This window comes from Vibrio sp. TRT 29B02 (genome assembly GCF_050113655.1).
Taxonomy (GTDB): Bacteria; Pseudomonadota; Gammaproteobacteria; order Enterobacterales; family Vibrionaceae; genus Vibrio.
This window is the reverse complement of sequence record NZ_JBNJOJ010000021.1, coordinates 48,943-61,555: the sequence shown is the minus strand read 5'-3', so window position 1 is coordinate 61,555 and position 12,613 is coordinate 48,943. Positions and strand designations below refer to the sequence as shown.

Sequence of the window (12,613 nt, the reverse complement as noted above, 5' to 3'; positions counted from 1 at the left end):
TTGTACTAAAATGAGATAGACAACATGCTTCTTATAAGCAGTTGAGAGGATTTCTTTGAACAGACTACTGATGTTTGCACTTCTGTTTGGGTTCTGCCTGCCTGTGATGGGACAAACGTTTGTCATCATTACTCTGAATCCTGAGATAAAAGCGCTACATTCAAACCAAGTCAAAATGCTCTACCGAGGCCGAATATCCAGCATCAATGGCATTGCTACCCGATTGATGGATCTTCCGCGCGACTCTGCCTATCGAAAACTCTTCTACCAACAATTACTCAATAAAACACCTAGCCAAATGTCGGCTATTTGGGCTAGGCAATCCTTTTCTGGCAATGCAGTTGCGCCAATCGAAATAAAGGATGAATCAAAAATCGTCATCGTTAATTGGCTAAGGAACAACGCGAATGGCATTGCGTATGTTCCAGAACACTTACTTCCAGAGGACGCTTATGTCATCTATAAACTCACTGAATAGCGCCGTGGTCACGGCTATTTTGATACTGTCAGCTTTGATACCTAAGCCAAGCTCTGCACAATATAATTTAAATGAAAGCATACAGTTAAGTGGCTTTGGCACTCTCTCAGCAGCAAAAAGTGACAATGCAACACCCGTGATTGACACTCGAGATATTACGAACGAATGGTGCTTTGATTGTGATACCACCTTAGGGCTGCAAATGGACTGGCTGATGGGGGCGAACTTCCGATCTACTGTTCAAGTCGTAAAACGACCTCAAGATCACTTTTCTTCCCCTGAAATCGAACGAGCATTTGTTGAATACGCGATGGGTAACGCTCGAATCACCGCCGGCAGATTACGAATCCCGCTCTTTATCATGTCTGAATACTACTATGTTTCAAGTGCCTATCCCTGGCTCCGTCTTCCGTTGGAGATTTATAGCAACAACCTCGGAATCACCTACTACGATGGCATTACGGGAGATATGTCATATTTTATAGGGGATGATCTGCAACTTAACATCAGCCCCTTTTATGCACTGCCCAGACAAGTCGATTACCACTATTACGGACAAAGTATCGACCTTGATATTTCACGAGCTATCGGGCTCTCTTCTGAGTTGTACTACGGCGATAACTTAGTTCGATTCGCGTATGTAAATGTTGATGCAACAGAAGCCAACACTATTTCGGCACAGTCTGTGTACAAAATGGACATGTTTTCCGTTGGTCTGAGCCACTATTTCGACGCCCTTCACTTTCAAGCAGAAGCTATCTTAACCAAGGATATTAGTGCTAACTGGTATGCGGGGCTAGATTACAGTTTGGGGAAAATCACACCTTATATTCAATATGGTCAGGCTCGGGTTTCAAGAACCAGCGAAAGCTACTTAGTCGGATTTCGTTATGACTGGACACCACAAATCAATACATCTCTCGAATGGCAACGGTTCACAGGAGAGCAAAACGTGATCAGTGGACAGTTTACTCAGTTGCAAGATCCGAGCAAACCGCTCGCGTCTAAAGTCGATGTCGTTTCCGCGGGTGTATCGTTTACCTTTTAAGTGTATTAATCAACCCTGATCACAGACAGACGAGATAAATCGCATTCTTGTTACACATTTTATGTGCGACAAGTATTTTTTATCACGAAATAAGCTACATCCTTTAAAAATGTCAATAGGCGATCCCTCGTACTCATTACAGTATTTTTCGCCAAATCACCCTCAATCTATGGCCTTTAGGTCTCATATTAATTTTACTAGCAGAATAAGATGTTAGACCTTACAATCCTGCCGCATAAAAATTACAAAAATAATACATAGTTTATTTATCTCTACCTGCTCCCCTACAACAGCAAAGTAGAGTCAGTCCCCAAAACGTGAAAGGTCCAAACGAAACATGAGTCCAGAGAAACATCTTTTAGACTGGCAAACTAGCCAAACGATTGCGGAATCTATTTCTCCCCTGCTTGGTCAGCTTTACCGTCAGAAAGGCGTAGAAGTTTTACTTTTCGGTAAAACACTAGTCAACGCGGCAACCATTGATATCATCAAAACTCACCGTCTAGCACGCCGTTACACAGGTACTTCTCTTACCCCAGAACAAACTCTTCCACTGATTAAAGCGTTATCTGAAATGGAACTGTCACCATGTCGTGTCGACGTTGGTCAGCTTGCGCACGAGTTCTGGAAAGGACGAGATGATGAGCATGGCGTAAAGGATTTCCTTCACACTTCTCTAATGGGTGCTATGGATGGCAAGAGCGTTACGGAACCACGTGACGTCGTGCTTTACGGCTTTGGTCGTATAGGTCGTCTGCTTACTCGTCTACTTGTTGAGAAAAGCGGCCCAGGCTACCCACTAAGATTAAAAGCCGTTGTCGTTCGTGGTGGTAAAAAAGGCGATCTAGAAAAACGCGCCAGCTTGCTACGTCGTGATTCTGTTCACGGTCAGTTCAATGGCAGCATCATTGTTGATGAAGAACGCAAAGCAATCATTGCAAATGGCAACTTCATCCAGTTTATCTACGCAAACAAACCACAAGAAGTGGATTACACCAGCTATGGCATCAACAACGCTCTCGTTGTTGATAACACAGGTGTATGGCGTGATGCTGAAGGTCTGAGCCAGCACCTAGAGTGTAACGGCGCAGAAAAAGTTCTGCTGACGGCTCCAGGCAAAGGCGACATTAAGAACGTTGTGTTTGGTGTTAACGACAGCGTTATTCAACCTGAAGACACGATTATTTCTGCGGCGAGCTGTACAACGAACGCTATTACTCCGGTACTAAAAGCGATCAATGATAAATACACTGTCACTTCTGGTCATATTGAAACCGTTCACTCGTTCACTAACGACCAAAACCTAATTGACAATTTCCACTCAGGAGAGCGTCGTGGTCGTAGCGCTTCGCTAAACATGGTATTGACTGAAACGGGTGCAGCGAAAGCAGTTGCTAAAGCACTACCTGAACTAGCAGGTAAGCTAACTGGTAACGCAATTCGAGTACCAACGCCTAACGTCTCTATGGCTGTTGCAAACCTTAACCTAGAAAAAGGGACTAACAAGGAAGAGTTGAACAACTACCTACGTGAAATCGCTTTGACCTCTGAGCTAGCGGCGCAAATCGATTACACTGAATCTACTGAAATCGTATCAACTGACCTTGTTGGTTCTCGTTTTGCTGGTGTCGTTGATGGCGCGGCGACGATTGCTCAAGATAACCGTTGTGTTCTGTACATTTGGTACGACAACGAATTCGGCTACAGCTGCCAAGTTGTTCACTGTATGGAACAGATGATGGGTGTTCGTTACAAAACATTCCCTACAAAATAATCTCGCGGGATAAATAAGCGGGTTCTATTGAATAGAGCCTGCTTATAACAGAATATCGCTCTCACCTTCTCGGGAGCAAAACTCCACAACACTAATACCTATAATAATCCCCCGTAGTTGCCACTTCCGTTTTATGGAAGTGGCCTTTTTGTTTTCACCACGAGAGAGTCACAAGTGCCGTCTATACTACGGTCATTATTTGGAGACTTCTTCAAATTCACCCTCGATAACGTTTTTACGGTTACCTTGGCTGAACAGTGGGTGGTTCATTTTAATTGCTCGTTCGAGTTTTTTACCTGTAATAAGCGCCGCTATCGTTAGCGGTATAGCTAGAATCAAGCCAAATATGAGGGTAAAGAAACCGATGAAAAGCGCAAATACGCCAGTAATCATTCTATTCATAATCAATCCTCTATTAAGTTAGCTTCAGCTTAACGAACTCAAAATGAATCAAACATGAACAGAAGTTTAAAAAAACGCCCAAGAGTATACCGCTTCAATCGAAATACCACGAAGTGCTGCATACGACGACAATATCAGGCTTGAGACCTTGTTTTTGCGTCTAAACTCCAATAGATGTTGCAGATAATTGACAGCTTTGTTATCTAGTATTTTAGCGAGTCGCAAACACACCTATAACAATAAGGATTGACAGATGAGTACTGGTCAACGAGATATAACCTTACGTTTTCTAGCTGAGCCCGGAGATGTTAACTTTGGCGGTAAAGTCCATGGTGGCGCCGTGATGAAATGGATAGATTTAGCGGCATACGCTAATGCTGCCGGATGGAGTGGTAAGTATTGTATTACTGCCTACGCAGGCGGAATTCGCTTTGTTCAACCTATTCATGTGGGTAACTTGGTCGAAGTCAGTGCCAAAGTGATTTACACAGGTCGAAGCTCCATGCATATCGCAATCGATGTACAGGCTTGCGATCCTAAAGAGCTCAAAAATCGTCTTACAACTCACTGCATCGTGATCATGGTAGCCGTGGATGAAACAGGTACACCAACTTCTGTTCCAGAATGGATTCCAGAGACACCTGAAGACATCGAATTACGCGACTCAGCCATCCGTCTGATGAATATGCGCAAGCAGATCGGTGAAGAGATGGAAGCTCACGTCAAGTATCTGAAATAACCCATTCAACACACGGTTGTGATGGCAGAGAGTGTTTTGGCACCACAACCCAGCCTCTGTCATTTTTCTTTCATGTTTCTTTGTTTAAATCCTTGAGCACAGAAACAATTGAAGGAATAGACCTTGAACCTGAGTCAAACCACATTGAGTGAATCAACGCTGCTGAACCTGAAAGCGATAGAGTATCAATGGGTTCGGACAATGTATGTTGAAGGCTATGGGGACGCAGAGATAAACCACTACATACGCACCTGCTTTGGTGGAGATGAACTGTTCGCCGACCTGTTTAGAAAAGTCGCGTTGTCGCAGGAAAGTATCTATGTGCTTTTGCAACATTTAGGCTGTGCACCTTCTAACCGCGAGCTATAAACCCTAGCATTTCTGTGCTTTTTGCCGCAACTATCTGCAACGCCTCTATGCGTTGCATTTTGTAATCACCGCCTCCTCGCAACACCGCTATTCGACCCTGCCGTTCCATTTTTGCCTCCGTATAATCCCTTGATAGCTGAATTTCAGACATAAAAATACCCGGACAAGCCGGGTAATGGTTACAAAAACTGTTAGTAGTAAATAGTAAGGAATCTAGCTAACAGCCAGCTATGCGTAACGCCAGTTATGCTCTCTTCTTAACTGATCGGCGGCCAAACCAAAAGTGTTAAGCAGAGAAACAAATGGGCGACCTTGCGGTCGCCCTTATCGTTCTTATTAACCTTTCACACCACCGGCGGTCAATCCTCCGACCAACCAGCGCTGAGCAAGTAAGAATACGATGGTTATTGGTAAGGCAGACAGTACTGCTGCCGCTGCAAAATCGCCCCACAAATAGTTTTGAGGGTAGAGGTATTGCTGCATACCAACCGCTAATGTGTAAGAGTTTACATCAGAAAGTAGCAATGACGCCACAGGAACTTCTCCTACAACACCAATGAACGACAGAATAAACACTACCGCAAGAATTGGCACAGAAAGAGGGAGTAGTACCAATCTAAACGCCTGCCAAGGTGTCGCACCATCAAGAGCTGCGGCTTCTTCCAATGAGGTGTCAATCGTTTCAAAGTACCCTTTGATGGTCCAAACATGCAGTGCGATACCACCAAGGTAAGAGAAAATTAGACCACCGTGTGTATTCAAACCAAGGAACGGAATGTACTGACCCAACTTATCAAACAGCGCATAAAGTGCCACAAGGGCTAGCACGGCTGGGAACATCTGAAAAATCATCATTGCTTTCAGAATCGTTTCTTTGCCTTTAAAACGCATACGAGCAAAAGCGTACGCTGAAGTAGTAGACAGAGCCACAATAAGCACAGATGTAATACCCGCAACTTTCACAGAGTTCCACAACCAAGTAAGAACAGGGAACGGTGGTGGTGTAACCGAGCCATCAGCGTTTGTAACAGAGAAACCTAATGCCAGTTTCCAGTGCTCCAGTGACGGATTATCTGGAATCAGGCTACCCGTTGCGAAGTTACCTTCACGGAATGAGATCGCAACCACCATCAGTAGTGGGAAGATAATCGCTGACAAGAAAATCCATAGAGCAATATGCGTCGCCCATACGCGGTATTTAAGTGACTTACCTTGTACCATTGCCATTGTCAGTACTCCTTAATCTTGAGACAGCTTAGTGAAGCGTAAGTTGAGTAGTGCCAATCCACCAACCAATAGGAAGATAAGCGTTGCGATAGCACTTGCTAGACCAAAGTCCTGACCACCACTACCTTCAAAAGCGATACGGTAGGTGTAACTTACAAGTAGGTCGGTGTAACCCGCTGGCTCAGAAGTACCAATCATGTTTGGTCCACCTTGAGTCAACAACTGAATTAGAACAAAGTTGTTAAAGTTGAACGCGAAACTCGCAATAAGTAACGGAGTAAGCGGCTTGATCATCAACGGTAATGTGATAGTACGGAAGTTATCAAAGAAGTTAGCACCATCAATTGCCGAGGCTTCGTAAAGGTCATCCGGAATCGCTTTAAGCAGACCCATACACAGAATCATCATGTAAGGGAAACCTAGCCAAGTGTTAACGATGACGATCATTGCCTTCGCCATTAGCGGATCTGAAAACCACGATGGACTGATACCAAATAGTGCTTCTAGTACCATGTTGATCTCACCAAAGCTTTGGTTAAATAAACCTTTAAAGATTAGGATTGAGATAAACGCTGGCACTGCGTAAGGCAAAATTAGCAACACTCGGTAAATTGCACGACCTTTAATCTCCTCCCATTGAACGATACTCGCAAGTACCAGACCAATGATCACGGTCAGACCAACGGTCAACGCTGAGAAAAGAATTGTCCAAATGAAGATGCTGACAAACGGTTCTTTAATACCTTCGTCTTTCCAAACTCGCTCAAAGTTCTTCGCACCAATGTCGACGACAAAACCAGGAGATACCGTCGCACCAATAAATTGGCCGTTCTCGTCAATAGGCTGGTAGAAACCAATCTCCATGTTTGGACGTAGAGTTTCACCAGTACGGTTGTTGTAGAGCGTCTCGCCGTCATCTTGCATCGTGTAGAGCGGTACAACCGCAGCAAACTTACGTAAGCCGCTCATGCGGATATCGTCACCATTTGGAAGGTGCAGGTCGAGATTACCCAGTGCCACTTTGTGGCTGATAATCGTCTTAATTTGTTCCTTGTCACCCTCAATCGAGTCAACAGGCTTCAAATCCATATCGGTTGCTGTCAGGGAAGCAAGGTCAAAAACATCAGTTGCTAGCAGTTGATCACCCTTCTTGATTGAAAGAAGGTGACCTGTCTCTGTTTTATACAGAGTGAATGGATAGCTATCACCACTTTGGAATGTACGATCCATCAGTACCACTTGGGCACGGTCAAATGAAAGTTGGTTTTTCGCACTGTAGTTAGTGAAAGCAAGACTGACCGTGTAAGCAAGAGGGAACAGGATGAATAGAATCATGCCTGCGATGCCTGGATAAATGTAACGGTGTGCGTATGTCTTTTTACTACCAAAAATGTACAACGCCAGAGCGGTTAAAATAAGGGTAAGTAGCGCAAAAGCCGTCTCACCACGAGAATACATAAGAACGGTTGCGTAGCCATTAACAATACCAACAGAGGCCAATACGCCCCATTTGATGAATACGCTTTTACTTGATGGCAAGCTCGTTGTTGTAGATGGCATAACATCTGTACCTTGAACTGACTGCATAAGAGAACCTGCTAGCGATAATAAAACTTGAAAAGGAGGAGAGGTTACCCTCTCCTCAAAAGGGTATTACTAAATTATTTGGTCATTTGTTTTTCTGCATCAGCAAGTGCTGCATCTACAGTTTGGCGACCGTCAACAACGTTAATGATTGCGTTTTTAGCGGCACCCCAGAATGCGCCCATTTGTGGGATGTTAGGCATGATTTCGCCATTCATTGCGTTGTCCATTGTGGCTGCAATACGCTTGTCAGCATCAAGTTCACGTTGGAATGAGTTAAGAGCAACCGCACCAAGTGGTTTGTCGTTGTTTACTTTACGTAGACCATCGTTGGTTAGTAGGTAGTTCTCAATGAACTCAACCGCGAGATCTTTGTTTGGTGAAGCAGTGCTGATACCAGCAGTTAGTACGCCAACAAAAGGTTTTGAAGATTGGCCGTTGAACTTAGGTAGCGTCGTTACACCGTAGTTAATGCCAGACTTTTCAATGTTACCCCAAGCCCATGGGCCATTGATTGTCATTGCTGTTTTACCTTGGTTGAACGCTGACTCAGAGACAGAGTAATCCATGTCTGAAGAAATCACGCCTTTGTCGACAAGACCTTTCACAAAGTTCATTGCGTCTTTAACGCCATCTTTCGCGATACCTGCATCTTTCACATCGTAACCAGCTGCGCCATATTTGAATGCGTAACCGCCATCAGCTGCCATTAGAGGCCATGTGAAGTACGGTTCTTTCAGGTTCCACATGATTGCGGATTTGCCATCTGCTTTTAGCTTAGCGTCTAGAGCCGCGACTTCTTCCCAGCTCTTAGGTGGATTTGGTACAAGATCTTTGTTGTAGATAAGAGATAGAGATTCTACCGCTACTGGGTAGCCGATTAGCTTGCCGTTGTACTTAACTGCATCCCAAGCAAAATCGACAATACCTTCTTTAAGTTGTTTTGACGGGTTCACTTCAGCCAGTAGACCCGCTTCTGCGTAGCCACCGAAACGGTCGTGGGCCCAGAACACAATATCAGGACCGTCGCCAGTTGCAGCAGTTTGTGGGAACTTGTCTTGAAGTGCGTCAGGGTGAGCAACTGTTACCTTGATACCAGTATCTTCTTCAAACTGTTTACCTACTTCAGCAAGTCCATTGTAGCCTTTGTCACCATTGATCCAGATCGTTAGTTGACCTTCTTCGATAGCAGCATTTGCGCCAAATGAGCCAAGAGCAACAAGAGTTCCTAGTGCTACTGTGCTTAGGGCATTTTTCATGTTCATATCCTTTTTATATTTGTGTTGTAGGGCTCAACCAGAGGCTTCACCGTATTTCAGCAGTTATTTTCAGCCAAACGAATCAATGGCTCATCCTCCTACTCCCTACGCCCTCGCTATTATGGACTATTTTCGTGATCTCCATCGATACAGGTTAGCGACCTAAGTCACAAATCAACTCTCGAACGTGATCGAACTCTATATAAATGCAAGCAATAATTTGAACTTGATCTCTTTGTGCTTTCTCATCCCTTGATAACCTCATCCCCTCCTACTCCCCCTACAATTATTGCGTATAGGAGGATGTCGCTGCCCTCATTTTTCCGCAAACTACAGTCATCCAAGAGTGGATGGTAAGAACCCTTTCCAGTAAGACATGAATCATGTCACTGGTTGCAACGCCGCGAGGGTTTGCTAAGAGTACACAAGTGACATAGGTATTCAGGTAACTGATTCAACCGGGGGAGAAGCTTGTGTTACACGGGGGAAGCAAACTTGACTTTGGCTTGATGGGTGTCGCGAGGAACTCCTTCACCCATATTTTCTTACCTGTAAAAAATCCATTTTCTTACCCAATTCCTACTATTATTGCCTTGTCCATAATTCATATAATGATAGGCAGTAAAATATAAAATTGATCGAGGACGAGCTAGATGGCGAGTGTCACGTTAAAAAATGTATGTAAAGCTTACGGTGACTTACTGATTTCAAAGAATGTAGATCTAGACATTCAAGAAGGTGAGTTTGTCGTATTTGTTGGTCCATCAGGCTGTGGTAAATCTACACTGCTACGCTGTATCGCTGGCTTAGAGGACATCACTTCCGGCGACCTATATATTGGCGATGAACGAATGAACGACGTTGAGCCATCAAAGCGTGGGGTCGGCATGGTGTTCCAGTCGTACGCACTTTATCCTCACCTAAACCTTTACGACAACATGTCTTTTGGTCTCAAACTTGCCAAAGCGGATAAAAACGAAATAGATAAACGCGTTGAACACGCAGCGGAAATCCTCCAGCTCAGTCATCTTCTAGAACGTCAACCAAAAGCGCTTTCTGGTGGTCAGCGTCAACGTGTTGCAATCGGACGAACACTCGTTTCGCAACCCGATGTATTCCTACTAGACGAACCTCTGTCTAACCTAGATGCTGCGCTTCGCGTACAGATGCGTTCAGAGATCACAAAGCTACAGCGCAAACTGGGCTGTACCATGATCTATGTAACGCATGACCAAGTAGAAGCGATGACCATGGCTGACAAAATCGTGGTATTGGATGCTGGTTTTGTCTCTCAAGTGGGCAAGCCTTTAGAACTTTACCACTACCCACAAAACCGCTTTGTTGCAGGCTTCATTGGCTCTCCTAAAATGAACTTTATGAGTGTATTTATCGAAGCCGTTGAGAAAGAGCGCGTTATGGTTCAGTTGGCAAACGGGACGACTTTCTGGATCCCTGTCGATGGCACGACAGTGACGCGTGGTGAACGTATGTCACTGGGTATCCGTCCTGAACATTTACTACCGTCAAATCAAGGTGACGCAATCATTGAAGGTGAAGTCAATATCGTCGAAAAACTAGGTAACGAGACACAAGCTTATCTACATATCGATGCCGCTGATGCAGACATGATCTTCCGTCAACCAGATACCCTAGCGGTTGAACCAGGTGATAAGTTATCGGTAGGCATTCCAGCTCACCGTTGCCACTTGTTCCACAGTGACGGCAAAGCATGTCGTCGATTGTATAAAGAATCTGGAGTGGAGCTCGACTAACAAGTCTGCTCATTAAAACTCCCGCTGATAGAAAGCCCCTACTTATAGGGGCTTATTTTATCTCTATAGGCGGTCATCATTGTTTCAGCCATACCTAGCCCTGTGATCTTGTTTGTAACGAGGTTTCGGCATAAGGCTACGCTGATTAACTGATGTAGCTGATCAGATCGTAACGTCCTGATTTAGTTCCATCAAATTACCCAACAAAGTCGTGGAAAATCGCTATTACTTCTGTTTTTTGTCTCTGATGGAGGTATAACCGTACTCATCAATCAGATTTTTCGCTTCATCTTCCGCCAAGTAGTGTACAAACTCTTGAGCGCTTTCGCTCAGACGACTTTGATCGTAAAGCACTAAGAACGGGCGGGCCAATCCATACTTCCCTGACGCAATGTTATTGGTATTAGGATCGACGCCCTCAAACTGAATGGCTTTAATCGAACTATCTACCGAACCCGTTGAAATAAAACCGATCGCCTGCTTGTTATGGTTAACGATCGTTTTAACCATACTATTGCTATTAACGACTAAGTTATCTGGATTGATGTCTGAGACCATTCGACCGTTAATCGTCTTAGTTAAGCCCATTAAGCTTTCAAAGCTATAACGCGAACCTGAAGACGCTTCTCGCGTTACCACAGCAATTTTTTGGTCACTACCACCGATCTGCTTCCAGTTAGTAATCTTGCCCTTGTAGATATCAAACAACTGTTCTCGTGTCACATTGTCAACCATATTCGACTTATTCACGACAACAGCGAGTCCATCGTAAGCAATTGGCATCACCGTCAATGATTCAGTTTGTTCACTCTCAGTCAGGTAACGCGAGCTCATTCCTATGTTTGCAACACCCTTATTAACAAGCGTGATTCCCGCACTTGAGCCTACACCTTGAACCGCTATAAAGCTTTCAGGGTGAGTGGCATTGAATTTTTCCGCTAAGACATCCATGATACGTGCAACAGAAGTTGAACCTGATACGTTTACTTCTTTCGCAAATATTGGCGCTGAAACCAATGATGTAGATAAAAGTGCAGCCAGCGCAATGCGAATCATATTTTTCTCCTGATAGTTGATAGACTCGAGTTAGCCGACCTCATAATATTTCCATAAGATGACAATTTTGTGAAAAACTGGGCAGATAAATAGTTCTGATGTAAATAGTATCTGTATGCATTAGGTATTCTGCTCTGATTAGAATACAGCACATTACTGAAGTGAGAGTGCAATGGGATTAGTAAGTTTGCTACAACGTCAGGTTGAAAGTCGTGCAGAGTCGATCTGTAAAGTGAGAAACCAAAACACACCAGCCGAGTTAGGTAAAGCCCGTTACGAGGTCACCAATAACGGGGTCATCTTCATAAAACAGCATTTCTTACTCGATTCAGCTCACTGCGATTACATGGATTATATTGCGAAACTATCTTGGTGCGCCAATACCCAACGTTGGCAGTTGTTCATCCCCCATGAAACTCAAATAGACACTTGGATACCTTACCCATTTCTACCTCACAGTACCGACTTGACCGCCCTGATACGAGAAATAGATAAAGATCCCAAACAGATGTTCTGGAGTGATTGATAGCGAGCGCATTCCATTGCCCAATAAACAAGGCCACTGCGAATAAAACACACCAAAATTAAATAGAATGATATTTATTTAAGTCAACTGAAGCATTTTCATTATAGGCTAGTTTGACATTTATTAGCCTTTTACTCTAGAGAAAAAAATCCTACATTTCTCATTCTCTTCGTGTAGGAAATATCGTATTTAATGCAAAACTATAAATGTTATCCCCATAAATCAGGTTATATTCTACAAATGTATTATAGAATATGACATGCATTAATATGCTCAGTTGAACAAGAATTGACATACATGAGTCACATCTAAATAAAAGTAAAGCAAGTACTTAATTACCCATATAAATCATGTAGTTAATGTTTTTATTCAGCTCACG

General features: G+C 43.8%; 12 protein-coding genes. 7 read left to right on the top strand and 5 right to left on the bottom strand.

The genetic code is table 11. The features are described from left to right. The first annotated feature begins 55 nt into the window (after positions 1-55). The 3 genes from ACQEXT_RS13785 to ACQEXT_RS13775 all read left to right on the top strand — a co-directional run bounded on the left by ACQEXT_RS13785 (position 56) and on the right by ACQEXT_RS13775 (position 3,300). Positions 56-478, top strand: coding sequence for a hypothetical protein (locus ACQEXT_RS13785; RefSeq protein WP_426952556.1), 423 nt, complete (start codon positions 56-58; stop codon positions 476-478). Next, positions 453-1,526: a porin gene (locus tag ACQEXT_RS13780; protein WP_426952554.1), complete on the top strand. Its 1,074-nt coding sequence runs from the start codon at positions 453-455 to the stop codon at positions 1,524-1,526. Before ACQEXT_RS13785 ends, ACQEXT_RS13780 begins: the two co-directional genes overlap by 26 nt. Positions 1,527-1,863: 337 nt before the next feature. Next, positions 1,864-3,300: a glyceraldehyde-3-phosphate dehydrogenase gene (locus ACQEXT_RS13775; protein WP_426952553.1), complete on the top strand. Its 1,437-nt coding sequence runs from the start codon at positions 1,864-1,866 to the stop codon at positions 3,298-3,300. A 195-nt stretch (positions 3,301-3,495) separates the two neighbouring features. On the opposite strand, the gene ACQEXT_RS13770 is transcribed toward ACQEXT_RS13775, so the two are convergent. Then, positions 3,496-3,702, bottom strand: a complete 207-nt coding sequence (locus ACQEXT_RS13770; protein WP_426952551.1) for a hypothetical protein — start codon at positions 3,700-3,702, stop codon at positions 3,496-3,498. A gap of 253 nt (positions 3,703-3,955) precedes the next feature. Between ACQEXT_RS13770 and ACQEXT_RS13765 the strand changes: the two genes are divergently transcribed. Both ACQEXT_RS13765 and ACQEXT_RS13760 read left to right on the top strand, forming a co-directional pair. Continuing rightward, positions 3,956-4,441, top strand: a complete 486-nt coding sequence (locus ACQEXT_RS13765) for an acyl-CoA thioesterase (RefSeq protein WP_269375683.1) — start codon at positions 3,956-3,958, stop codon at positions 4,439-4,441. Positions 4,442-4,564: 123 nt separating this feature from the next. Further along, complete coding sequence (locus ACQEXT_RS13760; RefSeq protein ID WP_138973194.1) at positions 4,565-4,810, top strand: hypothetical protein; 246 nt, start codon at positions 4,565-4,567, stop codon at positions 4,808-4,810. A 336-nt stretch (positions 4,811-5,146) separates the two neighbouring features. Here ACQEXT_RS13760 and malG read toward each other — a convergent pair whose 3' ends face one another. The 3 genes from malG to malE all read right to left on the bottom strand — a co-directional run bounded on the left by malG (position 5,147) and on the right by malE (position 8,880). Further along, positions 5,147-6,037 carry a maltose ABC transporter permease MalG gene (malG, locus tag ACQEXT_RS13755; RefSeq protein WP_138973193.1) on the bottom strand — a complete coding sequence of 297 codons (891 nt, stop codon included), beginning with the start codon at positions 6,035-6,037 and terminating at the stop codon, positions 5,147-5,149. A gap of 12 nt (positions 6,038-6,049) precedes the next feature. Then, entirely contained in the window at positions 6,050-7,624 is a 1,575-nt protein-coding gene (gene malF / locus ACQEXT_RS13750; protein WP_426952550.1) for a maltose ABC transporter permease MalF, read from the bottom strand. A gap of 74 nt (positions 7,625-7,698) precedes the next feature. After that, positions 7,699-8,880, bottom strand: coding sequence for a maltose/maltodextrin ABC transporter substrate-binding protein MalE (gene malE, locus ACQEXT_RS13745; protein WP_138973191.1), 1,182 nt, complete (start codon positions 8,878-8,880; stop codon positions 7,699-7,701). Between the two features lie 653 nt (positions 8,881-9,533). Here malE and malK point away from each other — a divergent pair. After that, positions 9,534-10,652 (top strand): maltose/maltodextrin ABC transporter ATP-binding protein MalK, encoded by a 1,119-nt coding sequence (malK, locus tag ACQEXT_RS13740; protein ID WP_138973190.1) that lies wholly within the window; start codon positions 9,534-9,536, stop codon positions 10,650-10,652. A gap of 225 nt (positions 10,653-10,877) precedes the next feature. Here the strand turns inward: malK and ACQEXT_RS13735 are convergent, their stop codons facing one another. Next, on the bottom strand, positions 10,878-11,708 hold the full coding sequence (locus ACQEXT_RS13735; protein ID WP_426952548.1) for a phosphate ABC transporter substrate-binding protein: 831 nt from the start codon (positions 11,706-11,708) through the stop codon (positions 10,878-10,880). Positions 11,709-11,880: 172 nt separating this feature from the next. On the opposite strand from ACQEXT_RS13735, the gene ACQEXT_RS13730 reads away from it, so the two are divergent. Next, positions 11,881-12,234 (top strand): DUF3024 domain-containing protein, encoded by a 354-nt coding sequence (locus ACQEXT_RS13730; RefSeq protein ID WP_426952546.1) that lies wholly within the window; start codon positions 11,881-11,883, stop codon positions 12,232-12,234. Positions 12,235-12,613: the final 379 nt, after the last annotated feature.